The 23,920-nt window shown below is 69.1% G+C and carries 22 protein-coding genes and 1 riboswitch; of the genes, 7 read left to right on the forward strand and 15 right to left on the reverse strand.

Annotated features, from left to right (window positions below; all coding sequences use genetic code 11):
• Positions 1-11 precede the first annotated feature (11 nt).
• Positions 12-1,088, forward strand: a complete 1,077-nt coding sequence (gene disA, locus DMB42_RS34830; RefSeq protein ID WP_125641654.1) for a DNA integrity scanning diadenylate cyclase DisA — start codon at positions 12-14, stop codon at positions 1,086-1,088.
• A gap of 14 nt (positions 1,089-1,102) precedes the next feature.
• Here the strand turns inward: disA and DMB42_RS34835 are convergent, their stop codons facing one another.
• Positions 1,103-1,774: a hypothetical protein gene (locus DMB42_RS34835; protein ID WP_125641657.1), complete on the reverse strand. Its 672-nt coding sequence runs from the start codon at positions 1,772-1,774 to the stop codon at positions 1,103-1,105.
• Between the two features lie 78 nt (positions 1,775-1,852).
• On the opposite strand from DMB42_RS34835, the gene DMB42_RS34840 reads away from it, so the two are divergent.
• Positions 1,853-2,728, forward strand: coding sequence for an A/G-specific adenine glycosylase (locus DMB42_RS34840; RefSeq protein WP_185845010.1), 876 nt, complete (start codon positions 1,853-1,855; stop codon positions 2,726-2,728).
• A gap of 19 nt (positions 2,729-2,747) precedes the next feature.
• Here DMB42_RS34840 and DMB42_RS34845 read toward each other — a convergent pair whose 3' ends face one another.
• Together DMB42_RS34845 and DMB42_RS34850 are read right to left on the reverse strand one after the other, a co-directional pair.
• Positions 2,748-3,164 carry a cupin domain-containing protein gene (locus tag DMB42_RS34845; protein ID WP_185845011.1) on the reverse strand — a complete coding sequence of 139 codons (417 nt, stop codon included), beginning with the start codon at positions 3,162-3,164 and terminating at the stop codon, positions 2,748-2,750.
• Between the two features lie 26 nt (positions 3,165-3,190).
• The gene (locus DMB42_RS34850) at positions 3,191-3,568 is read right to left on the reverse strand and encodes a cupin domain-containing protein (RefSeq protein ID WP_125641660.1); all 378 of its coding nucleotides are present in this window, start codon (positions 3,566-3,568) and stop codon (positions 3,191-3,193) included.
• Between the two features lie 59 nt (positions 3,569-3,627).
• Here DMB42_RS34850 and DMB42_RS34855 point away from each other — a divergent pair, with 59 nt between their 5' ends.
• Positions 3,628-4,098 carry a MarR family winged helix-turn-helix transcriptional regulator gene (locus DMB42_RS34855; RefSeq protein ID WP_185845012.1) on the forward strand — a complete coding sequence of 157 codons (471 nt, stop codon included), beginning with the start codon at positions 3,628-3,630 and terminating at the stop codon, positions 4,096-4,098.
• Between the two features lie 7 nt (positions 4,099-4,105).
• Here DMB42_RS34855 and DMB42_RS34860 read toward each other — a convergent pair whose 3' ends face one another.
• The 6 genes from DMB42_RS34860 to DMB42_RS34885 all read right to left on the reverse strand — a co-directional run bounded on the left by DMB42_RS34860 (position 4,106) and on the right by DMB42_RS34885 (position 12,883).
• The gene (locus DMB42_RS34860; protein ID WP_125641663.1) at positions 4,106-5,044 is read right to left on the reverse strand and encodes a sugar phosphate isomerase/epimerase; all 939 of its coding nucleotides are present in this window, start codon (positions 5,042-5,044) and stop codon (positions 4,106-4,108) included.
• A 795-nt stretch (positions 5,045-5,839) separates the two neighbouring features.
• Entirely contained in the window at positions 5,840-8,341 is a 2,502-nt protein-coding gene (locus DMB42_RS34865) for an ATP-dependent Clp protease ATP-binding subunit (protein ID WP_125641666.1), read from the reverse strand.
• Between the two features lie 1,145 nt (positions 8,342-9,486).
• A complete protein-coding gene (locus DMB42_RS34870; RefSeq protein ID WP_125641669.1) occupies positions 9,487-9,819 on the reverse strand; it encodes an Lsr2 family protein in 333 nt (110 codons plus the stop codon).
• A gap of 515 nt (positions 9,820-10,334) precedes the next feature.
• Positions 10,335-10,823 (reverse strand): RDD family protein, encoded by a 489-nt coding sequence (locus DMB42_RS34875; protein ID WP_185845013.1) that lies wholly within the window; start codon positions 10,821-10,823, stop codon positions 10,335-10,337.
• Between the two features lie 106 nt (positions 10,824-10,929).
• Positions 10,930-12,228, reverse strand: a complete 1,299-nt coding sequence (locus tag DMB42_RS34880) for an RDD family protein (RefSeq protein ID WP_125641675.1) — start codon at positions 12,226-12,228, stop codon at positions 10,930-10,932.
• Positions 12,229-12,313: 85 nt separating this feature from the next.
• Positions 12,314-12,883, reverse strand: coding sequence for an amino-acid N-acetyltransferase (locus tag DMB42_RS34885; protein ID WP_125641677.1), 570 nt, complete (start codon positions 12,881-12,883; stop codon positions 12,314-12,316).
• A 287-nt stretch (positions 12,884-13,170) separates the two neighbouring features.
• A riboswitch (cyclic di-AMP (ydaO/yuaA leader) is annotated at positions 13,171-13,322 on the forward strand.
• A 6-nt stretch (positions 13,323-13,328) separates the two neighbouring features.
• On the opposite strand from DMB42_RS34885, the gene DMB42_RS34890 reads away from it, so the two are divergent.
• Positions 13,329-14,372 carry a C40 family peptidase gene (locus DMB42_RS34890; RefSeq protein WP_125641680.1) on the forward strand — a complete coding sequence of 348 codons (1,044 nt, stop codon included), beginning with the start codon at positions 13,329-13,331 and terminating at the stop codon, positions 14,370-14,372.
• Positions 14,373-14,463: 91 nt separating this feature from the next.
• On the opposite strand, the gene DMB42_RS34895 is transcribed toward DMB42_RS34890, so the two are convergent.
• Positions 14,464-14,676 (reverse strand): LuxR C-terminal-related transcriptional regulator, encoded by a 213-nt coding sequence (locus DMB42_RS34895; protein ID WP_125641683.1) that lies wholly within the window; start codon positions 14,674-14,676, stop codon positions 14,464-14,466.
• A gap of 279 nt (positions 14,677-14,955) precedes the next feature.
• Between DMB42_RS34895 and DMB42_RS34900 the strand changes: the two genes are divergently transcribed.
• A complete protein-coding gene (locus DMB42_RS34900) occupies positions 14,956-16,059 on the forward strand; it encodes a cytochrome P450 (RefSeq protein WP_260478129.1) in 1,104 nt (367 codons plus the stop codon).
• Here DMB42_RS34900 and DMB42_RS34905 read toward each other — a convergent pair.
• Complete coding sequence (locus DMB42_RS34905) at positions 16,049-16,447, reverse strand: helix-turn-helix domain-containing protein (protein WP_125641688.1); 399 nt, start codon at positions 16,445-16,447, stop codon at positions 16,049-16,051. The genes DMB42_RS34900 and DMB42_RS34905 overlap by 11 nt on opposite strands.
• A gap of 82 nt (positions 16,448-16,529) precedes the next feature.
• On the opposite strand from DMB42_RS34905, the gene DMB42_RS34910 reads away from it, so the two are divergent.
• Complete coding sequence (locus tag DMB42_RS34910) at positions 16,530-17,459, forward strand: NADP-dependent oxidoreductase (protein ID WP_260478130.1); 930 nt, start codon at positions 16,530-16,532, stop codon at positions 17,457-17,459.
• A gap of 38 nt (positions 17,460-17,497) precedes the next feature.
• Here the strand turns inward: DMB42_RS34910 and lysX are convergent, their stop codons facing one another.
• Positions 17,498-18,955: a bifunctional lysylphosphatidylglycerol synthetase/lysine--tRNA ligase LysX gene (gene lysX, locus DMB42_RS34915; protein ID WP_396984623.1), complete on the reverse strand. Its 1,458-nt coding sequence runs from the start codon at positions 18,953-18,955 to the stop codon at positions 17,498-17,500.
• Positions 18,956-19,127: 172 nt separating this feature from the next.
• Between lysX and DMB42_RS34920 the strand changes: the two genes are divergently transcribed.
• Positions 19,128-19,604, forward strand: coding sequence for a hypothetical protein (locus DMB42_RS34920; RefSeq protein ID WP_125641694.1), 477 nt, complete (start codon positions 19,128-19,130; stop codon positions 19,602-19,604).
• An 83-nt stretch (positions 19,605-19,687) separates the two neighbouring features.
• Here DMB42_RS34920 and DMB42_RS34925 read toward each other — a convergent pair whose 3' ends face one another.
• The 3 genes from DMB42_RS34925 to panC all read right to left on the reverse strand — a co-directional run bounded on the left by DMB42_RS34925 (position 19,688) and on the right by panC (position 23,915).
• Complete coding sequence (locus DMB42_RS34925; protein ID WP_125641697.1) at positions 19,688-20,470, reverse strand: type III pantothenate kinase; 783 nt, start codon at positions 20,468-20,470, stop codon at positions 19,688-19,690.
• Positions 20,471-20,473: 3 nt separating this feature from the next.
• Positions 20,474-22,999: an L-aspartate oxidase gene (locus DMB42_RS34930; RefSeq protein ID WP_125641700.1), complete on the reverse strand. Its 2,526-nt coding sequence runs from the start codon at positions 22,997-22,999 to the stop codon at positions 20,474-20,476.
• Positions 23,000-23,081: 82 nt separating this feature from the next.
• Positions 23,082-23,915 (reverse strand): pantoate--beta-alanine ligase, encoded by an 834-nt coding sequence (gene panC / locus DMB42_RS34935; protein ID WP_125641703.1) that lies wholly within the window; start codon positions 23,913-23,915, stop codon positions 23,082-23,084.
• Between the last annotated feature and the right edge of the window lie 5 nt (positions 23,916-23,920).

Consider the following 23,920-nt stretch of genomic DNA (forward strand, 5'->3'; position numbering starts at 1 on the left):
ACGGGGGTCAGGTGGACAGGAGTCTTGACGACCGCCGTCGCGACGCTTTGGCCGCTGTGGCGCCGGGCACACCGCTGCGCGACGGCCTGGAGCGGATCCTGCGCGGGCAGACCGGCGGGCTGATCGTGCTCGGCTACAACAGGACCGTCGAACAGGTCTGCAGCGGCGGCTTCGAGCTCGACGTCGACTTCTCGGCCACCCGCCTGCGCGAGCTGGCCAAGATGGACGGCGCGATCGTGGTGAGCAACGACCAGAAGATCGTACGCGCGGCCGTGCACCTCGTGCCCGACCCCGCGATCCCCACCGACGAGTCGGGCACCCGCCACCGCACCGCCCAGCGCGTGGCCAGGCAGACAAGCCTGCCCATCATCGCGATCAGCAAATCCATGCGGATCATCGCCCTCTACCTCGACGGCATCCGCTACGTGCTGGAGGAGTCCGCGGCCATCCTGTCCAAGGCCAACCAGGCCCTGGCCACCCTTGAGCGCTACAAGCACCGGCTCGACGAGGTCTCCGGCACCCTCTCGGCCCTGGAGATCGAAGACCTCGTCACCGTGCGCGACGTGTCGGCGGTGGCCCAGCGCCTGGAGATGGTCCGGCGCATCTCCGACGAGATCAAGGGCTACGTCGTCGAGCTCGGCACCGACGGGCGGTTGTTGTCGCTGCAGCTCGACGAGCTGGTGGCGGGCGTCGACTCCGAGCGCGAGCTGGTCGTGCGCGACTACCTGCCGGCCCCGGCCGGCCGCCGCCAGAAGCGCCTGGTCGAGGCCCTGCACGACCTCGACCACCTCTCGGGCGCCGAGCTGCTCGACCTCTCGGCCGTGGCACACGTGCTGGGCCACGGCGGCACCGAACGGCTCGACAGCCCGGTGAGCCCGCGCGGCTTCCGTCTCCTCGCCAAGGTGCCCCGCCTGCCCGCCACGGTGGTCGACCGCCTGGTCAACCACTTCGGCGGCCTGCAGAAGCTGCTGGCGGCCAGCATCGACGACCTCCAGGAGGTGGGCGGCGTCGGGGAGTCCCGCGCGCGCAGCGTCCGCGAGGGCCTGTCCCGCCTGGCCGAGTCGTCCATCCTCGAACGTTACGTCTGAGCCGGCCCGCGTCATCAGCGCAGGTGGAAGACGCCCTTGCCGCTGCGCAGGGTGCCCATACGGGCGGTGGCCACGTACGTGCCGGGCAGGGCGGCCGCCGAGACCGAGCGGCAGTCGGTGCTCGACCGGCGCCGGTCCCACTCCAGGGTCCGCACGTACGGCACCCCGCGCTGCAGCTCCCTGACCTCGGTCCCGACCCCGCTCACGCAGTCGGCGGTGGACCAGATGCGGTCGGCGCCCGAGGTGATGCGGATCTCCATGGTCCGCGGCCCGACGTCGGCCGTGCACATCACCGGCCCGGTGTTGACCAGCGTGACGATGAAGCTCGGACGGATCTCGCCCGTGTAGATCGGCTCCTTGCCGCCCTGGAGGCTCAGCACCAGGCTGTCCTGCTGGCACGGCTCTCCGGGACGCCTGGGCCGGACGGACGGGCTCTCCTTGGGCGCCGGGGTGGGCGACGGGCTGGCAGTGCCCATGGCGAGCGTACGCAGCCCCGCGAGCAGCGGATCAGTGGCGGGCGTGGCGCTCGGTGAGGTCTGCGCGCTGGACGAGCGCTCCGGGCCGCTGCCCCCGCTGGAACACGCCCACGCCACCACGGCCACGACGACGAGAACGGCCACCAGCACGCTCATGCGACGCCGCCAGTAGACGTCACCGCCGTCGCCACCCATCGAATCCGGATCCATAGGCACAGCATGGTAATTGATCGGCTACCAACAGTGACGACACGCCGAACGAGTCCTTCTACGAATACGCTTGACCGCGTGGTTGAGCCGAACCTCCTGCACGCCCCCGTTCTGGCGTGGTACGAGGACAACGCCCGAGACCTCCCCTGGCGGGCCGACGACGCGACGCCATGGGGAGTGCTGGTGAGCGAGATCATGCTCCAGCAGACCCCGGTCGTCCGCGTTCTACCGGTGTGGCGGGAGTGGCTGGTCCGCTGGCCCACGCCCAAGTCGCTGGCCGAAGAGCCGCCGGGCGAGGCCGTACGGCATTGGGGCAGGCTCGGTTATCCGCGCCGGGCGCTGCGCCTGCACGCCTGCGCCCGTGCCATCACCGACGAGCACGGCGGCGAGGTGCCCGCCGACCACGCGACCCTGCTGGCCCTGCCCGGCATCGGCGAGTACACCGCCGCCGCGGTCGCCAGCTTCGCGTACGGCGGCCGGCACGCCGTCCTGGACACCAATGTCCGCCGGGTGTTCGCGCGGGCCGTACGCGCCGAGGAGTACCCGCCCACGGCCACCTCCGCGGCCGAGCGGCGGCTGGCCGAGACGCTGCTGCCCGAGCTGGGCGCCGCCCGGTGGGGCGTGGCCGTGATGGAGCTGGGCGCCCTGGTCTGCACGGCCCGCGCGCCGCGCTGCGCCGACTGTCCCGTCGCCGATCTGTGCGCGTGGCGGCTGGCCGGCAAACCACCCCACACCGGCCCCGCCCGCAAGGGCCAGACGTACGCCGGCACCGACCGCCAGTGTCGTGGCCGTCTGCTGGCGGTGTTGCGCTCGGCCCACGGCCCGGTGCCGAAGGCCGCCCTCGACGTGGTGTGGGACGACGCGGTCCAGCGCGAACGCGCCCTCGACGGCCTGGTCGCCGACGGGCTGGCCGAGGTGCTCGACGACGGCACGTACCGCCTCCCGCACGCCTGACCCGCCCAAAGGCCCCGCGTCAGCCCATCCACGGCGGCACGGTGCGGTCCGTGCCCTTGGGGGCCAGGTCGCAGGCGTCGGGCGCGGACACGCCACCCGGGTTGTAGACCTCGGTCCCCGGGGAGGCGACCACGATCGAGACGAACCCGCGCCCTGGGTCGGCGAACATCTGCCGGCTCACGTCGGCCGGCAACACCATGGTGTCGCCGGGCCCGACCTCGAACCGTTCGCCGCCCAGCTCGACGACCGCGCCGCCCTCCAGCCAGGTCCACACCAGCTCGCCGGCGACGGCGTGCACCGGGCCCTCCATGCCGGGGACGGCGTCCACCCGCCACATCGCCTGCCCAGCCCCGCCCTGGCTGGGCGAGGCGAGCGTGGTCATCAGGGCGTTGGGCGTACGGGTCCTGCGCGCGTCGGCGTTCACCACAACAGGCATCACGATCTCCTTCTCAGCTTGTACGGTCAGGCGATCCACGGCGGGGTGCCCAGGTCGGCGCCGTCGGCGCTGATGGCCCTGGCGCCGGCGGCCGCGGTGACGACGGCGGTGTAACCGGCGTCCGGATCGGCCAGCACCCGGCGCGCGACGTGGGCGGGCATGACCACGGTGTCCCCCGCGCCCACGGCGAACCGCTCCTCGCCCAGCTCGACGGTGGCCGCGCCGGAGATCCAGCTCCACACCTGCTCGTTGTCGAAGTCATGCAGCGGCCCCGCCGCGCCCGGCTTGGCGTCGACCCGCCAGAGCGAGCGCGAGGCTCCGCCCTGGGTCGGCGAGGCGAAGGTGGTCATGACCCCGCTCGGCGTCTCGGAACGCCGGGAATCCGCGTCACGAATGACAGACACGTTCGAACCCCTTAAGATAGGCAACTACGTTGTCTATATAGTTAACCAGGTTGTCTATCGTGTCAAGTGACGCCCCGGGCTTCGAACTGCCTCTACGACTTCTGCTCGCCTTCCGCGTGCTCATCGACGAGCTCCACGCCGAACTCGCCAAGCAAGGCCATCCCGACATGCGACCCATGCACGGATTCGTCATGCAGGCGATCGGCACCCGCGGCACGACCGCCGTCGAGCTGGGCCGTGCACTCGGCGTCTCCAAACAGGCCGCGGGCAAGACCGTCGAAGCCCTGGAACGCGTCGGCTACGTGGAGCGGACCAGGGACACCGCCGACACCAGACGCAAGATCGTGCGCCTCACGCCCTACGGCGTGGACGCACTCGACCGTTCGGCCCGGATCTTCGACGACCTGCGCGCCCGATGGGCCGCGGAACTGGGCGAGGACCGCCTGCGGGCCCTGGAGTCCGATCTGCGCAGGATGACGCCGGCGAACCTGTGGCGCCTGGACACCCCAGGCTGGTTCGCCGGCCTCTGAGAGGGGGTCAGGCGGCCAGTTGCAGGCCGAGGCTGGTGAGGTTCGTACGGGCCCAGGCCAGCTCCTCGGCCAGCAGCGACACCAGCGCCCCCGGCCCTTTCGCGCGCCCCGGCACGAACAGGTTGTGCGTCTCGACCTCGATGTGCGCACTCCCGCTGACCGCGCCGGACAACATCGCCGTCAGCGTGTCGTGCAGCACCGCGCCGGTGCTCGGCGTCTCACCCGTGTGGTTGTGCACGTGCCCCAGCTTGACGACGGGCGCGCCGGCCTCGGCCAGCCCCTTGAGTGCCGCGCCCGGCTCCTCGGCCCCGCAGGCGAGGTTACAGGCGTCCAGGCAGACGCCCAGGTGTTCGGAGTCGATGCCGCACACCCGCTCAAGCGCCTGCTCCGTCGTCTCCAGCACGCAACCGGGCCACGGCTCGAACCCGACCCGGATGGTCTTGCCGGTCACGCTGTAGATGCCGCGCAGCTCGCGGGCCAGCCGCTCCAGGCGGCGCGTGGCGATGGTGTGCAGGTCGGCCGGCCAGTCCCGGCGCCAGCCGATCGGTATCGTCGAGATGCTGCCGAACCGTACGTCGTCGGGCAGCAGGAACGCCAGGATCTTGGCCAGCGCCATGGTGTAGCGGTAACGCTCGGGCTTGGCCCAGTCGGGCCCGGGGACCTCCTGGTTGCGGCCGCCGGTGCCGTTCAGGCTGACGACCTCCAGGCCGCGCTCCTCCAGGGAGCGGCGCAGCCGTACGAGCTCGATGCGGTCGGCCGTGAGGTGATCGGCGACGCCGGGCGACAGCCACAGCCCGATGCCCATCCGCTCCACGCCCAACCTCTTGCGCACCGGCACCGCGTAGCGGGTCAGGTGGGCGATCAGGTTCTCCAGGTCCTCGGCAGGGTGGATACCTGCGTTGTAGGCGAGGTGAACGAGCGTTCCGTCGTTGTGACGCAGGCGCATCGGTTCCTCCACGGCTTGCTTGAGTGTTCCCGTCGCCCGCCTCCGGCGCGCGAACCCTGTCGAGCATGCCTGCTTCCGGGTGGCGCACGCGTCCGCCCTGAGTTGATCCCTTACTACTCCCTCGGGAGCAGCCCTGACTCTAGGAACACGCTCTTGCGGATCACTTGGATGAGACTTGGCGATGCTCTACGCAGTGTAGTACTACTAACGGTGGCGGTACACCCACTCATCCAACGATTAGGCAACAACCCCCACCCCACCGCCGCTCACCACCAAGGTGGCATTCCCCACACCCCGACGCGGCGCAATTTCCGGCGCTCGATGAGCGGCATGCACCGCAGCTCGCATCACCAGGCGAGGCGGTACACCTCGCGAGCCCCACTGCCGCGCCCGGCATACCGCATCAATCCGCCACGGGCTCCCGTTGGGGAAGCCCGAAATGCAGTGGACCCGCGCGCGCAGGGCGCACCGCGAGGCCGCACGTACAGGGGGCGCAGGCGCCGCTTGCGGGCGCTTTCTGGGGCGCCGCGCGGCGGGAGGTGGGACGGTGGGGCCCGGCGCCCTGAACGGCGGCCAGGATGGGCCACGGAGATGGGGATACGTGCGGCGTAACGACGGCCGACCCCGTGCGGGCTCAGATCCCGTCTCCCTGGAGGCCCCCGACCATGTACGGCGTCTGGGTCTCGCCGGCCCCGCCGTAAAAAGGATGGGCGTAAAAGCAAGGCACCACGAAAGACCCGGAAGACCCGGAAGACCAGAAAACCCCCGCCGGAGCGGGGGTTTTCGGTGGAGCGGTCAGTGCTGGATCGGCGCGGCGATCGCCGCCGCCGAGTCCGGGACCGTCGTGGCGGACTCGCCCTTGAAGATGAACTGGGCGTTGTCGCCTTCGCCCTCGATCGTCACCTTCACGACCTGCCCCGGACGGAGCTCGCCGTAGAGGATCTTCTCGGACAGGGAGTCCTCCAGCTCGCGCTGGATCGTACGGCGCAGCGGCCGCGCGCCCATGACCGGGTCGTAACCACGGTCGGCCAGCAGCTGCTTGGCCTCGGGCGAGACCTCGAGCCCCATGTCGCGGTCCTTCAGCCTGGAGTCCACCTGGGCGAGCATCAGATCGACGATCTTGATGATCTCGTTCGGCGTGAGCTGGTGGAAGACCACGATGTCGTCGACACGGTTGAGGAACTCGGGCCGGAAGTGCTGCTTGAGCTCCTCCTGGACCTTCGCCTTCATCCGCTCGTAGTTGGACTCGGTGTCGTTGGACTTCGCGAACCCGACCCCGATGCCCTTGGAGATGTCACGGGTGCCGAGGTTGGTGGTCATGATGATGACCGTGTTCTTGAAGTCGACCACGCGGCCCTGGGCGTCGGTCAGGCGACCGTCCTCCAGGATCTGCAGCAGCGAGTTGAAGATGTCGGGGTGGGCCTTCTCGATCTCGTCGAACAGGACCACGGAGAACGGCTTGCGCCGCACCTTCTCGGTGAGCTGGCCGCCCTCCTCGTAGCCGACGTAGCCGGGAGGCGAGCCGAACAGCCTGGAGACGGTGTGCTTCTCCATGAACTCCGACATGTCCAGGCTGATCAGAGCGTCTTCGTCGCCGAAGAGGAACTCCGCCAGAGCCTTGGACAGCTCGGTCTTACCGACACCGGACGGGCCCGCGAAGATGAACGAGCCGCCGGGACGGCGCGGGTCCTTCAGACCGGCGCGGGTACGCCGGATGGACCGCGACAGGCCCTTGATGGCGTCGTCCTGGCCGATGATCCGCTTGTGGAGCTCGTCCTCCATGCGGAGCAGGCGCTGGGACTCCTCCTCGGTGAGCTTGAAGACCGGGATGCCGGTGGCGGTGGCCAGGACCTCGGCGATGAGCTCCTGGGTGACCTCGGCCACGACGTCCATGTCGCCGGCCTTCCACTCCTTCTCCCGCCGCTCGCGCTTGAGCTGGAGCTGCTTCTCCTGGTCGCGGAGGGCAGCGGCCTTCTCGAAGTCCTGCGCGTCGATCGCGGACTCCTTGTCGCGACGGACGTTGGCGATCTTCTCGTCGTACTCGCGCAGGTCCGGCGGAGCGGTCATCCGGCGGATGCGCATCCGGGAGCCGGCCTCGTCGATGAGGTCGATCGCCTTGTCGGGCAGGTAGCGGTCGCTGATGTAGCGGTCGGCCAGCTGCGCGGCGGCCACCAGCGCGTCGTCGGTGATGGAGACGCGGTGGTGTGCCTCGTAGCGGTCGCGCAGGCCCTTGAGGATCTCGATCGTGTGGCTGAGAGAGGGCTCGGCCACCTGGATCGGCTGGAAGCGGCGCTCCAGCGCGGCGTCCTTCTCAAGGTACTTGCGGTACTCGTCGAGGGTCGTGGCACCGATGGTCTGCAGCTCGCCACGGGCCAGCATCGGCTTGAGGATGCTGGCGGCGTCGATCGCGCCCTCGGCGGCGCCCGCGCCGACGAGCGTGTGCAGCTCGTCGATGAACAGGATGATGTCGCCGCGCGTGCGGATCTCCTTGAGCACCTTCTTCAGGCGCTCCTCGAAGTCACCGCGGTAGCGGGAGCCGGCGACCAGGGCGCCGAGGTCAAGCGTGTAGAGCTGCTTGTCCTTCAGCGTCTCGGGCACCTCGCCCCTGACGATCTTCTGCGACAGGCCCTCGACGACGGCGGTCTTGCCGACGCCGGGCTCGCCGATCAGCACCGGGTTGTTCTTGGTCCTCCGGGAGAGGACCTGCATGACCCGCTCGATCTCCTTCTCACGGCCGATGACCGGATCCAGCTTGCCCTCGCGGGCGGCCTGGGTCAGGTTGCGGCCGAACTGGTCGAGCACCAAGGACGTGGAGGGCGCCGACTCCTGGGGACCGCCCGCGGCGGCCGGCTCCTTGCCCTGGTAACCGTGGAGCAACTGGATGACCTGCTGCCGGACACGGTTGAGATCAGCTCCAAGCTTGACCAGCACCTGGGCGGCCACACCCTCACCCTCACGGATGAGCCCGAGCAGGATGTGCTCGGTGCCGATGTAGTTGTGGCCCAGCTGCAAAGCCTCACGGAGCGACAGCTCGAGGACCTTCTTGGCCCGCGGGGTGAACGGAATGTGCCCCGACGGAGCCGACTGGCCCTGGCCGATGATCTCCTCGACCTGCTGGCGCACACCCTCAAGGCTGATGCCGAGGCTCTCCAGAGCCTTGGCGGCTACGCCTTCACCTTCATGGATCAAACCAAGAAGAATGTGCTCAGTGCCGATGTAGTTGTGGTTGAGCATCCTGGCCTCTTCTTGGGCCAAGACGACAACACGCCTCGCTCGGTCGGTGAACCTCTCGAACATCTCGTCGCTCCTCACAGAGCGGTCAGTCAGGCCGGTAAATCCGGTCCCGTCATCCCGCATGCTAGCCCTGGCTCGGCGAACCGTGCCCACTGCCGCTGACACGCTCTATAGCAGAGACGTTCCCCGAGAGCAGGGCGTTCACCCTCTATCCAACTACTGTTCGGGGGTGGCGTGTTCCCGATACGCCGCAAGCGAACGATGTTTAGGCGGCTTCGCGGAAGCGCCTGAAATTCGACGCTGCGGCCCAGGGCGGACCAACACGGATCGGCCATCGGACACTGGGTCGGGGTCGGCCTTGGGGTGGCTCGTCCGCCCATGCGTCTCGGATGCCCGCGCCCGTATCTGTTACGTAATCATCGTATGTGCTGCTCCAAACGGAGTCCAAGCGCGGACGCTACGCCCTGAGCACAACGCGGCACGTGACGCGCCACGGGGGCGTATTCCCCATCGGGTCAGCCGGGTTACCGATCCGCCCGTCGTCACGCGGCGTACGGGACGGGACAATGCGCGGCACATGGGAGAGGTCACCGGTTTTCCATCGTGCCCCACGAGCCGCATGCCCCACGTTTTACGGTCATGCACGCTTCCCCACAGAACCACCGAAGAACCAGCGAAGAACCCGAAGAACACGGAAGAACGCGGAAGAAGCCCGCAGAGGCCGGAAGAAGCCGGACGCCTCCAGGAAGCGGGCACCCGCCAAGAGCCCGCAGGGGCCGCGGCAAGAAGGGCGGGCGCCGGTTTCTGTGGCGGAGCGTGACCGCTTTGCCCGTACGCCGCGGGAGTCCGGGATCGCCGGCATTGCGGGCGGGTGACGGCATTGGCGCGTTCCCGCGAAGGCGCGGACGAGGCGGACACCCGAGCACGCCCCGGGAAAACGCGCGGACGCCGGCGCAAAGCCCGGCGCGTTCCCTCTCGGACGGGATCTCCCGGAAGGGACCGTTCCGCCCACCCAGGAACCACTCAGGAACCTTCCAGGAAGGAACCAGAAGAGCAATACGCCCACATTTGGGCGAATTAGAAGATCAACAACTCGGCGCGGGGATTCGCGAACTCCCCACAAAAACGATCATGCGCTTATGGCGCTCGCCGGGGTCCTAGGCGAACGGCATAAGCGCATGGTCAGGAGATGGCTCTCTCGACGAGGCTCAGTGAGCCGCTTCGTACTTCTCCACCACGGTGGAGGCGATCCTGCCGCGCTCGCTGACCGGCAGGCCGTGAGCCTTGGCCCACTGCCGGATCTCCGAGCTCTTCTCGCGGCTCATCGCGCGGTTGCCGCCGCGACCACGGCGACGGGCGGACACGGCTCCTGCCCTGCGGGCGTGCTGCACGAAAGGCGTGAGGGCGTCCCTCAGCTTCTTGGCGTTAACGTCGCTGAGGTCAATCTCATAGGAGGAGCCGTCAATAGCGAAGCTGACCGTCTCATTGGCCTCGCCCCCATCGAGGTCATCGATGAGAATCTCCTGGATCTGCTTGGCCATCTACGCAATCCTTTCCCGGAGCATTGTTTCATTCGCTCGCCCAAACATATACCCGGAAAGGCGCGGAGACAATTCAGCGCTACGGGGATTCGGCTGACTGGCAGATCAGTTCTGGTTCTCGGCCTGATCCTGGCGGTTTGACCGACGCCCGGCGGCCTCCGATCGCAGCAACTTCACCGCGCCAAAGATGAAGGCGCCGCCGACCACGACCGGGGGGATGAGCGCTGACAATACGTCTGTTACGGCTTCCATTCGTCCTCGCCTCCAGGGCTAGCAGGGTTTCGGGGGCGCTAAATACGCATCCCGGCGCGACCTGCGGAGCACGCCGGACCCTCATGACGCCGAGGTGACAACTCACCCGGAACCGACCATAGCTACACACAGACGCCCTCTGGGAGCAGGGGCACCGACATCCGGCAACCCGGACGTCCCATAGCCTAATGCCAGTCTCTCCAGGCTCCTTACCGGATCAAGGGAAAATTTTGCGAAAAGGCATCTTCCCAGGTGCAGATGCCTCAACGAAGATCTTTTACCGCCCGCGTTCCGGCCAGCCTGTCATGCGGCCCGCGCTCCAACGGCTTGTCGATCAGGATGAGCAGCCCGACGCCGAACAGCAGCATTCCGGCCAGCAGATTGACCACCGGAATGCCCATCAGGACGACCGGCCCGGGATAGACCAGAGCCCGTTTCAGCAGAGCCGACCGCGGAAGGTCGTCCGGCGCCAGGCGAATCCTCATGATCGCCTTGCCGAAGGTCCTGCGCCGCCGGCAATGGGCCCGCCAGTCATAGACCACATAACCCAGGCCCGCCAGGAACCAGGCGCAGGCCCCGGGGAGCCGCCCGTCGAACCCCTCCGACATCCCGACAGTTCGGAAGATGCCCCACAGGATGATGAACAGAATGTAATAGAAGACCCCGAAGACGAGCGCCTCAATGAAGCGGGCGGCGAGGCGTTCCCACCATTCCGCGGGCACGGCGCCCGTCCACGACGGTGTCCCGGCCATATCCCACCTCACGCGGTCGGCGGTCGTACCCCCCATTTTGGTACGCCCCGCACACACAAAACAGAGGCCGGCGGGAAGCCGGCCCCTGTTTTACGCTGACGCGGGATTACTTGATCTTCACGACCACCGTGCCCGCGAACTTGTCCGCGAACGTCTGCTGCAGCGGCTTGTCCCACAGCTGCGAGGCGCCGTTGACCGCGACGCACGCCCAGCCGATCAGCCATCCCAGGAGCGGGATGATGCTGAGGATGTAGCCGCCCCAGGTGACGCCGGCGCGCTTGATCGCGACGTCGGTCCCGAGCCCGCCGGGAGCCAGGGCCTGGCCCACCGGCACGACCTTGATCCCCATGACCATCTTGCCGACCGTCTGGCCGTTCGACTTCGTCATGAAGAACTCGTAGACCACCCAGAGAGCGGTCGAGATGATCGTCGACAGGATGCCGATGAGGAAGGCCGAGAAGAGGCCGGAGGTGGCTCCGCTCGCCGAGTCGTAACCGACCGCGAACAGCCCCAGGATGAGGTTGATCACGAAGTTCACGACCATGAGGATGACGCCGTCGACGATCCTCGCGACCAGACGCTGCCACCACTCCGCCAGGGGGGCCGGAGCGCCTGGGGGCTGCACGCCGACGGGCTGGCCGTAGCCGGGCTGACCGTAGGGCTGCGACTGCTGCTGGCCGTAGCCCTGCTGCCCGTAGCCCTGCTGGGCGTACTGCTGCTGGTCGCCGTACTGCTGCTGGCCGTACTGGTCCTGCTGGCCGTAGCCGGGCTGGGAGTACTGCTGGCCGGAGGACTGCGGCTGCTGGCCGTAGCCCTGCTGCTGACCGTACTGGGCGTCCTGCCCATAGCCCTGCTGCTGGCCGGAGGAGGGCTGCTGGCCGTAACCCTGCTGGCCGTACTGCTGCTGGGCCTGGCCCTGCTGGCCGTAACCCTGGTCATAGCCCTGCTGCTGGCCGTAACCCTGCTGACCCGAGGCGGCCTGCTGGCCGTACTGGTCCTGCTGGCCGTACTGGTCCTGCTGGCCGTAGCCGGGCTGGGAGTACTGCTGGCCGGAGGACTGCGGCTGCTGACCGTAACCCTGCTGCTGACCGTACTGGGCATCCTGCCCATAGCCCTGCTGCTGGCCGTAGCCCTGCTGACCCGAGGCGGCCTGCTGGCCGTACTGGGGTTGCTGGCCGTAGCCCTGCTGCTGGCCGTGCTGGGGTTGCTGACCGTATTGGGGTTGCTGGCCGTAGCCTTGTTGCTGCTGTCCGTATTGGGGCTGGCCGTAGGCGTCGTCCGCCCGGTAGCCGACCACAGTGACGTCCGGGTCGGGCTCACCGGGGCGACGCCCTTGGTACTGCCCGTACTCCGAGGGGTTCTCCCCGGAATCGTCCTGTGGATACGGCGGCTGTCCGGTGCTCACCGTGTCACCTCGCTTCGAGTGCGCATGTGGCACGTGTCAGGACACATGCCTGTGCTGCCCAACGTATCGACATAGGTATCAACAATCACCTTTCCATGTGGTCAAGGTCCGCGTCACCCGATGTCAGATGCAGCAGCATGCGGGTGTTGCCAAGGGTGTTCGGCTTGACGTGTTCCAGGTCGAGGAACTCCGCCACACCCTCGTCGTACGAGGCCAGCAACTCGGCGTAGACCTCGGGTGAGACCGGTGTGCCCTGGATGGGGCGGAAACCGTGCCTCGCGAAGAAGTCGACCTCAAAAGTCAGACAGAATACACGCCGCAGCCCCAGATCCTTCGCCTGCCGGACGAGCGCCGAGACGATCCGGTGCCCGACCCCCGCTCCCCGGCACGCCGGATCGACGGCCACGGTACGAACCTCGGCGAGATCCTCCCAGAGAACGTGGAGCGCGCCGCAGCCGACGACCTCCCCGCCCCTCTCGGCCACCCAGAACTCCTGGACGTCCTCGTACAGCGTGACCGTGGCCTTCTCCAGGAGCCGCGGCCCCGCACCCGCGTAGGTGTCCACGAGACGCCTGACCGCGCGCACGTCGGGCGTGCGCGCGCGCCGGACCACGACCGCGGTCTCGGGGACTGCCACTTCGGCCACCTGCTCCATGGCTATCCAGGGTACAGATCTCATTACGGCTCGGCCCTAAATCCCACGTCTCGGGCATCTCATCACATCTCGTGGTCACGCAAACACGGTCTGACTTGGAGCTTTCCTCCAGTCCTCGACCTCCAGAATTTTGGACAAACAGGGCAGAAGCCCGCTTCCGTACGGCTACCCACGAGATCACCTTGTGACCCTTCAGTTGTGAAACCTCTACAGAGTCGGCAGTTCCGGTTGAGCGCGAACCCGGAGTGCATTAGTGTCCAGCGACGATGTTCTCCGCGTAATGCGCGCGGAAAGACACGCCCAATTCCCGCGAGGGAAGCCGGGGAACCATCGGTGGCGAGCACCTCGCGCCACCACTTGGGGTGAATCCGATCATCTCGGTAGGGCTGCTCCGGCCCGAACCCGTCAGCTAACCCGGCCGGCGTCGATGAGAGGGGCTTGGTTGGTGAAGCGCACGCTCGACCGTGAGGGGAAGCCGGCGGGCAGACACGCCCGCCCCCGGGAACAGGCCAGGCGCTCCCGCCGCCTCGGCGTCATCGGCGTCTCCGTCGCCGCGCTCCTGTTCGCCGTCCCCGTCGGTTCTGCGGCCGCCGACCCGAAGCCGCCGCTCTCCGAGCTCGCCGACAAGGTGGAGAAGCTGCACGAGGAGATCGAGACGCTGTCCGAGGAGTACAACGGTCAGCGCGAACGGCTCAAGTCCGCCCAGAAGGCCAACGACTCCGCCCAGAAGACGCTGGCCAACAGCGAGTCCGACCTGGCCGCCAAGCGCGCCAAGGCCACGCAGCTCGCCCAGAACGCCTACATCACCGGCGGCCTGGACCGGGCACTCGCCTTCGCCCAGTCCGACGACCCCGAGACCTTCCTCGACCGCGCCGCGACCACGTACGCGCTGGAGCAGCAGCAGGGCGAGGAGGTCAACCAGCTCGCCCAGGCCATGGAGACCGCCGAGCGGGCCAGGGCCGGCGCCAAGACCCGCATCGCCGAGGTCCAGAAGATCGTCAGCGACCTGGAGAGCAAGCGCTCGAAGATCACCAAGCTGGTCTCCAAGGTCGAGGGCAACCTCTACCGGCGGGCCATCGGCGAGGCCGGCCGCCCGGGCTCGCGCGCCGTACGGGTCAACCTGCCGGTCATCGGCGGCGCCGAGGCCGCCCAGGCCGCCAAGTGGGCCCTCACCCAGCAGCTCAAGCCGTACGTGTGGGGCGCCGAAGGGCCCAGCTCCTACGACTGCTCCGGCCTGGTGATGGCCGCGTACCAGCGTGTGGGCATCTCGCTCCCCCACTACACCGGCGACCAGTGGACGGCCGGCACGCACGTCTCGCGTGACCAGCTACGTCCTGGCGACCTGGTCTTCTTCTACACCGACCTGCACCACGTCGGCATCTACATCGGCGGCGGCATGATGGTCCACGCCCCGCAGACGGGCGACGTCGTCCGGGTCGCCCCGATGGGAAGGCGGCCGTTCGCCGGCGCCGTCCGCATCGCGGACTGACCGGACGGACGTTCGCGACGCGAACCGAGCGGGGTGTTCGCATCGCGGAACGCGCCGGGCCCGTGGCCCGGCGCGCCGCCCGATGAAGCCGCTAGATGAGCTGGCGGCGCGCCGCCCAGGCCACGGCCTCGATCGCCGTGGCCACGCCGATCCGGTCGCAGATGCACCTCAGTCTCCGGCGCACGGTCCTTCCGCTGATATCCAGCCGTCTGCCGACCCGGTCGACGGTAACTCCTCTGGCCAGCTCGGCCAGTAACGCCAAATCCGCATGGCTCAGCTCTACGCCTTCAGTGAGCACATCCACCGGGAGCCCTCCCCCCCAACAGCAGAACTCGGACCTTTCAGTCGGAGCAAAGCCGCTCGTCTCGGTGAAGGTAAACGCATCCTGGAAAGGTCGTCAAGCGTGACAATGGCCGCCCTTGACCAGTGCTATTGACATGATCGCTTATATGTGACGTACTCGCCATATGTCGGCACGTCACGGCCCACTATGCACGGTCCAAACGATCTTTTCGGAAAGCCGGGCCCACAGTCGATGAACGCTACCGATCTCTTGGGTTTTGATCCCTCGGATCCGCAATTTGTGCGCGATCCGTACGACCGATATCGCGAGCTTCGGGCCGCCGGACCGATCTTCGAAACGCGCGGCGGGCTGCTCGTCGTCACCACATATGAACTGTGCGCGGCCGTGCTGCGCGATCCCGGGTTCGGTCACGGAACGTCCGCGCCGGCCGGCGAAGAGCCTGGTCAGCCGGGAAGGTCGTTCCTGCTCATGGACCCGCCCGATCACACCCGGTTGCGTGCACTGGTCAGCCGCGCGTTCACCCCCCGCATGATCGAACGCCTCCGGCCCCGGATCGAGGCGATCACCGCCGACCTGATCGGGCGTCTGCCGGAGGAGGCGGACCTGATTTCCGGCTTCGCCTACCCGCTGCCGGTGAAGGTGATCAGCGAGATGCTCGGGGTGCCGCCCGAGGACCACGACCGCTTCCGCGGGTGGAGCGAGGCACTTGCCCGCGGACTTGACCCGGTGCTGACAGACGCCCTCAGATCGGAAACGGACCGTTCCAGGGTCGAGTTCCGCGACTACTTCCGCGGCCTCATCGCGCTCAGGCGCGAGCGTCCCGGCGAGGACCTCCTGAGCGCCCTCGCACACGTCGAGGAGCTCACCGAGGCCGAGTTGCTGGCGACCTGCGTGCTGCTGCTCGTGGCCGGCCACGAGACCACCGTCAACCTCATCGCCAACGGCGTGCTGAACCTGCTGCGGCACGGCCTGCTGCACCGCGCCGCCGAGCGGCCGAGGGAGGTGGTCGAGGAGGTGTTGCGCTTCGACCCGCCGGTCCAGCTCACCTCCAGGATCGCTCTGGAGGACAGGGAGCTGGGCGGGCGGCCGGTGCCCGCGGGCTCGGCCGTGCTCGTGCCGATCGGCGCGGCCAATCGCGACCCGGCCGCGTACGCCGATCCCGACCGGTTCGACCCCGGCCGCGAGCCGGGGCGGCACCTCGCCTTCGGGCTCGGCGCGCACTTCTGCCTGGGGGCGACGCTGGCCAGGATGGAGGGCGAGATCGCGCTGTCCGCGCTGGCCGCGGCGGCGCCCAAGATGGAGGCCGCCGATCCGGACCCGCCGTACAAGGAGAACGTGGTGCTGCGCGGCCTCGCCCGGCTGCCGGTACGGCTCAGGCGGTAGCGTCGTAACGTTCGCGGGCGGCCTCGACGTCCTCGATGTACTCCTCGGCCCAGCTCTTGATGGCGGCCACCAGCGGCATCAGGCTCTCGCCCAGCGGGGTGAGCGCGTAGTCCACCCGCACCGGCACCTGCGGCGTGACCCGGCGCGCCACCAGGCCGTCGCGTTCGAGGCCGCGCAGGGTCTGGGTGAGCATCTTCTGGCTGACGCCCGCGATGCGCCTGGCCAGGTCGCTGTAGCGGCACTCGCCGCGGGCCAGCGCGCTGAGCACCAGCGTGACCCATTTGTCGCTGAGGCGGTCGAGCAGCTTCCTGGAGGGGCATTCGGCGAAGTAGGCGTCGAAGGCCAGCCTGTCCTGGTCACGCCGCTGCGCCGCCGTCGTCGTCGCCACCGGGTCTCGCTCCTCGCCGTATGTTACGCACCTTCAGGTGCCTTCTTACCAAGAGAGAGTAACCCCTCCTAGGGTCACGGCCATGACGAACATGCGTGCGATCATCGGCGGTTCCGGCGCCCCCCTCCTCGTGACAGTGCCGGTGCCGGAGGCCGGGCCCGGCCAGGTACGGATCAAGGTGGCGGCGGCCGGGGTGAACCCCTTCGACCTGGCCGTGGCCGCCGGGGCTCTGGTCACGTACGGGCTGGCCAGGAAGCGGGACTCGTACGGGATCGGCTTCGACGTGGCGGGGACCGTGGACCAGGTGGGCCCGGGGACGACCTTCGGCGTGGGCGAGGAGGTCGTGGGGCTGTGCGCGCGGCTGGAGCTGCCGTACAAGGCGCAGGCCGAGTACGTCGTGCTGGACGCCTCGGCCGTGGCCCGCGCCCCCAGGAACGTGAGCGCCGCCCAGGCCGCCACGTTGCCGCTCAACGGGCTCACCGCCTGGCAGGCCCTCGACCGAGCCGGCGTCGGCCCCGGCGGCACGCTGCTGGTCACGGGCGCGGCGGGAGCCGTCGGCGGCTACCTGGTCGAGCTGGCCGCCGAGCACGGCATCCGGGTCGTGGCCACCGCCGGCGCCGCCGACGAGGAGGTGGTACGGGACTTCGGGGCGGAATGGTTCGTCCCCCGCCAGGAGGAACTGGCCGAGGCGGTGCGCGCTCTGGTCCCCGGGGGCGTGGACGCCGTCGTGGACGCGGCGGTGCTGGGCCTGCCCGCGCTCGACGCCGTACGGGACGGCGGGGCGTTCGTGGCGTTGTCTGCCGGGGTCGCGCCGGTGGCGCTGCGCGGGACCGACGTGGCCACCGTCTTCTTCCGCTCGGACGCCTACCAGCTGGCGGAGCTGGTACGCCTGGTCGAGGCCGGTCGGCTGACGTTGCGGGTGGCCGAGACGTACGGGCTGGAGCAGGTCGCCGAGGCCCACGCGCGCCAGGCGGAGGGCGGGCTGCGCGGCCGTCTGGTGCTGCTGCCCTGACCGCCCCGCGCGTCGGACGCGGGGCGGTGGGCGATGGCTCAGTGAGTGGGCTTGACCAGCGGGAACAGGATGGTCTCGCGGATGTTCCTGCCGGTGAAGGCCATGATCATCCGGTCGATGCCGGCGCCCATGCCACCCGTGGGCGGCATGGCGTACTCAAGGGCCTGGAGGAAGTCATCGTCGAGCTGCATGGCCTCCAGGTCGCCGCCCGCGGCCAGCAGCGACTGCTCCATCAGCCGGTGGCGCTGGTCGATCGGGTCGTTGAGCTCGGAGTAGCCGGTGCCGAGCTCAGTGCCGAACCCGATCAGGTCCCACTTCTCGGTCAGCAGCGGGTTGTCGCGGTGGAGGCGGGCCAGCGGCGAGGTCTCCAGCGGGTAGTCCATGACGAACGTCGGCTGGACGAGGGTGTGCTCGACCAGCGCCTCGAAGAGCTCCTGGACGAGCTTGCCCGAGCCCCACTTCGGGTCCCAGTGGACCTCGCGGCGGTCGGCGATCTTCCGCAGCTCCTCAAGGGTGGTCTCGGTCGTGATCTCCTCGCCGACCGCGTCGGACACCAGGTCGTAGAGCCTGACCCGGGGCCACTTCTCCATCCCGAGGTCGATCTCGACACCGTCGTGCACGACCACGGACGTGTCCAGGGCGGCCATGACGGCCTTCTGGTACATGCGCTGCGTCAGGTCGGCGATGTCGTTGTAGTCGAGGTAGGTGCCGTAGGCCTCGAGCATGGTGAACTCGGGGTTGTGCGTGGAGTCGGCGCCCTCGTTGCGGAAGTTGCGGTTGATCTCGAAGACCTTCTCGATGCCGCCGACCACCAGCCGCTTGAGGTAGAGCTCGATCGCGATGCGAAGGTAGAGCTCCATGTCGTAGGCGTTGATGTGGGTCTTGAACGGCCGGGCCGTCGCGCCGCCGTGGATGGGCTGCAACATCGGGGTCTCGACCTCGAGGTAGCCCTCCTCGTGCCAGAAGTCGCGCACCGCGCGCACGGTCGCGCTGCGCACCCGGGCCATCTTCCTGGCCTCGTCGTTGACGATGAGGTCGACGTAGCGCTGGCGCACCCGCGCCTCGGGGTCGGTGAGCCCGACGTGCTTCTCCGGCAGCGGGCGCAGGCACTTGGCGGTGATCTGCCAGCTGTCGGCGAGGATCGACAGCTCGCCGCGGCGCGAGGTGATGACCTCGCCGATCACGCCGACGTGGTCGCCGAGGTCGACGTCGCGCTTCCAGGAGGCCAGGGACTCCTCGCCGACCTTGTCGAGCGAGATCATGACCTGGAGGTCGTCGCCGCCGTCGCGGAGCGTGGCGAAGCAGAGCTTGCCGCCCACGCGGTTGAGCATGACGCGCCCCACGACCGCGACCGTCTCGCCGGTGGCGGTGTCGGGCTCCAGGCCCTGGTGTTTCTCCCTGACCTCGGCGTTGGTCGCCGTACGTGGGAAGTTCACCGGGTAAGGGTCGACGCCCTCGCTGCGGAGGCGGTCGAGCTTTTCCCTCCGGATGCGCATCTGCTCTGGAAGTTCCTCGCTCACAACAACAAAGCGTAGGGGATACGGCGAACTGCAAGCGCTCGTGACGGTTCCCTGCAGGGGCGCTGCAAGGACCCTTTTGTACCAATGACTCACGAGCTCAGGGGGTAGCCGGCAGGGAGCCGGCCCGAGGGGAGCTCCGGGAGACATCATGATCAGGAAGATCGCGACGGGCATCCTCGCCATCGCCGCCACCAGCGCCGTGGCCCTGTCGCTTCCTACGGCCGCCAGCGCCAGCACCGCCGACTTCGACGACTACTCCGGCTCCTGGGGCCCGGTGTACGCCAAGTACCACCTGGCCAAGGCTCAGGGCCAGGTGAGCGTCGAGTGGGACGACGACGAGTCCAACGAGGTCCACGTCAGCGGCAGGCTCTACGACCTGGACGACCGTGACTACGACGAGGGCGGCAAGTGCGGGTACGTGAAGTTCCAGGCCGAGGACTCCGAGGGCGACTGGTCCACGGTCTACACCAAGAAGTACTGCGGCTTCCCCGGCTACAAGAAGTTCCACTTCGAGGAGAACGACGTCTTCACCCTGCGGGCCAAGGTCTGCCAGGTCTCCGAGCAGGGCAGCTTCGCCACGAAGTGCGGCCCCTGGAGCTACCTCTACACGGCCGAGGACGAGTGATCCCGGCAGGTGACACCACGACCGGCGAGCGGCCCCCCATCCCGAGCGGGGGCCGCTTGTCACGTTCTACCGGTTGTCACGTTCTAAGCGGTGTTCCGGTGATAAATCAGGCGCAGGCCGATGAGGGTCAGCCACGGCTCGTGCACGTCGATCGAACGCGACTCGCCGACCACCAGCGCCGCGTGCCCGCCGGTCGCCACGACGGTCACCTCGTCGGGGTCGTCGGCCAGCTCGGCGGCCATACGCTCGACGATGCCGTCGACCTGGCCGGCGAAGCCGTAGATGATGCCGGCCTGCAACGCCTCGACCGTGTTCTTGGCGATCACCGAACGCGGCCTGACCAGCTCCACCTTGTGCAACTGTGCGCCGGCGGCGGCCAGGGCGTCGACCGAGATCTCGATGCCGGGGGCGGTGACCGCCCCGACGTACTCGCCCTTGGCCGAGACGGCGTCGAAGGAGGTGGCGGTGCCGAAGTCGACGATGATGCACGGGCCGCCGTACTGGTCGATGGCGGCCAGGGCGTTCACGATGCGGTCGCTGCCGACCTCCTTCGGGTTGTCCATGCGGACCGGCACACCCGTGCGCACGCCGGGCTCCACGATCACGGCCGTGACGTCGCCGTAGTAGCGGCGGCACATCTCCCGCATCTCGTTGAGCACGCTCGGCACGGTCGAGCAGATCGCGATGCCGCTGACGTCGGTGCCCTTGAGCAGCGGTGACTGGGCCAGCAGCCCCTGGAGCACGACGGCGATCTCGTCGGCGGTGCGGCGGGCGTCCGTGGCCAGCCTCCAATGCTCGATGACGTCCTCGCCCTCGAACAGCCCCAACACCGTGTGCGTGTTGCCGACGTCGATCGTGAGCAGCATTAATTACCCCCGCAAATCCAGTGCGATGTCCAGGGCCGGCGCCGAGTGGGTGAGCGCTCCCACCGCAAGGTAGTCAACGCCAGTTTCAGCCACATCACGAGCCGATTCCAAGGTCAATCCCCCACTCGCTTCAAGCGCAACCCTGTTTTTCGCCCGACTTTTCACGATTTGTACGGCATGTACGGTGTCCTCGACCGTGAAGTTGTCCAGGAGGATCTCCGCGGCGCCCTCGAGCAGCACCGGCCCGAGCTGGTCGAGCCGGTCGATCTCGACCTCGATCGGCAGGTCGGGATAGCGCTCCCTGACCGCGCGGAACGCCTCGGCCACCCCGCCGGCCGCCACGACGTGGTTGTCCTTGATCAGGGCCGCGTCCGACAACGACATCCGGTGGTTGACGCCGCCGCCGCAGCGCACGGCGTACTTCTCCAGGGCCCGCAGACCCGGCAGGGTCTTGCGGCTGTCGCGCACCCGCGCCCGCGTGCCCTCGATCGCGGCCACCCAGCCGGCGGTCAGCGTCGCCACCCCGGACAGGTGCGTGAGCAGGTTGAGCGCGGTGCGCTCGGCGGTCAGCACGGCCCGCGTCGGGCCCTCGACCGTCATCAGCACGTCGCCGGCCGCGACCCGCTCGCCGTCCTTGGCCCGCCGCTCGGCCCGCCCGCCGCACAGCCGGGCGAAGACCGCCTCGGCCACGGCCAGCCCGGCCACGACGCCGTCCCTGCGGGCCACCACGTCGGCGGTCGAACGCTGCCCGGACGGGATCGTGGCCAGGCTCGTCACGTCGCCCGCCTCCTGGAGGTCCTCGGCGAGCGCGCGGTCGATCAGCGCGTCGACCTCGGCCGGGTCGAGCCCGGCGGCGGCCAGTTCCTGGGCCAGGCGCGGCGGCATCGCCTCGCCGTGCGGGGTGTACGTCATGCGAAGGCCCTCCTCGGTCAGGGTCACGTCCAGGTGGCCCAGCCACTCATTGTCGTCCCGGTTCTCGTGGTCCTCGCGCCAGTGGGAGCCGCGCGTCTCCAGCCTGGCCGACGCCACGCCCGTCAGGACGGCGCCGACGGTGAGCAGATTGGCCGCCTCCCAGGACTCGGTGCAGGCCGGCACCGCGACGGGCGTCCAGAGCGCGTCGCGCAGCGCCTTCGACGTGGCCTGCAGCGACGCGCGGCTGCGCAGCACCCCGGCGCCGGCGCTCATGTGCGCCTGGAGCCTGGGCCTGACCCTGGGGTCCACCAGGCCCGTCGCGACCCGCGCCGGAACCGGCTCGCCCGGCTCGGGACGCGTGCGGTGGATGTCCTCGGCGATGCGCTCGGCGAAGACCAGGCCCTCAAGGAGGGAGTTGGAGGCCAGCCGGTTCGCGCCGTGCACGCCGGTGCAGGCGACCTCGCCGCACGCGTACAGGCCCTCGATCGAGGTACGGCCGGACAGATCGGTGTGTACGCCGCCGCTGGCGTAGTGGGCGGCCGGGGAGACCGGGATCGGCTCGGTGACCGGGTCGATGCCGTGTTCGCGGCAGACGGCGTAGATGGTGGGGAAACGGCTCTCCCACTTCACCCTGCCGAAGTGGCGGCCGTCGAGGAAGACGTGGTCGCGGCCGGTCTCGAGCATCGTCCTGGTGATCGCCTTGGCCACGACGTCGCGCGGCGCCAGGTCGGCCAGCTCGTGCACGCCCTGCATGAACCTGTTGTTCTCGTGGTCGACCAGGAAGGCGCCCTCGCCCCTGACCGCCTCGGAGATCAGCGGCTGCTGGCCGGTCGAGCCCTCGCCCAGCCACAGCACAGTGGGGTGGAACTGGACGAATTCGAGGTCGCGCACGACCGCCCCGGCCCGCAGCGCGAGCGCCACGCCGTCGCCGGTGGACACGACCGGGTTGGTCGTCGCGGCGTAGACCTGGCCCATGCCGCCGGTGGCCAGCACCACCGCCCGCGCCCGGACCGCGCCGACGCCGTCGCGCGCGCCCTCTCCCATGACGTGCAGGGTCACTCCCCTGGCGCGCCCCTGGGCGTCCTTGAGCAGGTCGAGCACCAGCGCGTGCTCGATCACCTCGATCGACCCGGCGCGCACCGCTTCGACCAGCGCACGCTGCACCTCCGCGCCCGTGGCGTCGCCGCCGGCGTGCACGATCCGGCGGCGCCGGTGGCCGCCTTCCCTGGTGAGCTGGAGCTCCCCGTTGGGATTGCGGTCGAACCGGGCGCCGCGCGCCATGAGCCGCCGCAGCGCGCCGGGCCCCTCGGTCACCAGCGTCCGTACGGCCTTGGTGTCGCACAGCCCGACCCCGGCGACCAGCGTGTCGCTCAGGTGCTCCTCGGGGGTGTCACGCGGGTCGAGCACTGCCGCGATGCCCCCTTGGGCCCATTTGGTGGAGCCGGCGGACAGCACGTCCTTGGTCACGACCAGGACCTTGGCCGTGGGGTCCAGCTCGGCATGGCGCAGGGCCACGGTCAGGCCCGCGACGCCGGAGCCGACGACGACCACGTCCGCCTCGACGGTCCACCCGGGCTCGGGGGCCGTCAGACGCAGGGGAATCGCCGGTGCACTCATGGGGGTCTCCTCACTGAGGCGATTTCGTCACTATGACGATAACGCCTGGCGCAGCGTGGACATGCCCCGGGGGCCGTACGGATCAGGGACGCAGGCTCAGGACGACGTTGTCGATCAACCGGGTGGTGCCCACCCTGGCCGCCACGGCGAGGACGGCCGAGCCCGCGTAGGAGTCGCCGACCTCCTTGAACGTGGCCGGATCGACCAGCGCCAGGTAGTCGAGGTCGAGCTCGGGCCCGGCCGCGTCGAGCACGGCCCGCGCGGTGGCCCGGATCGCGGACGGTGTCAGCTCGGCGGCGCCCGCCCGCAGGGCACGCGACAGGGCCAGCGCGACCGTGCGTTCGCCGGCCGACAGGTAGCGGTTACGGCTGGACAGGGCCAGCCCGTCGGGCTCGCGTACGGTGGGGGCCCCGACGATCTCGATCGGCAGGTCGAGGTCGGCCACCATGCGGCGGATCACGGCGAGCTGCTGGGCGTCCTTCTGGCCGAAGATCGCCAGGTCGGGGTGTACCAGGTTGAACAGCTTGAGCACCACCGTCAGCACGCCGTCGAAGTGGCCCGGCCTGGAGGCGCCCTCGACGATCGTGCCCATCTCGCCGGAGCAGACGCTCACCTGGCGGTCGGGGCGGTACATGTCCACGGCCGACGGCGCGAACACGACGTCGGCCCCCTCGGCCCGGCACACCTCAAGGTCGGCATCAAACGTACGGGGATAGCGTGAAAAATCCTCGTTTGGCGCAAATTGCAGAGGGTTGACGAAGATGCTGACCACGACCTGGTCGGCACGGGCACGCGCGGCCCTGATCAGCGACCGATGACCGTCGTGGAGCGCGCCCATGGTCGGGACCAGGGCCACTGTGCCCGTGCCCCGAGCCTTGGCCAGGTCGTCCCGGTTGCCGGCCACGATCAGATCCATTGTTG

It is taken from the genome of Nonomuraea sp. WAC 01424 (genome assembly GCF_003947315.1).
Lineage (GTDB): Bacteria > Actinomycetota > Actinomycetes > Streptosporangiales > Streptosporangiaceae > Nonomuraea > Nonomuraea spiralis.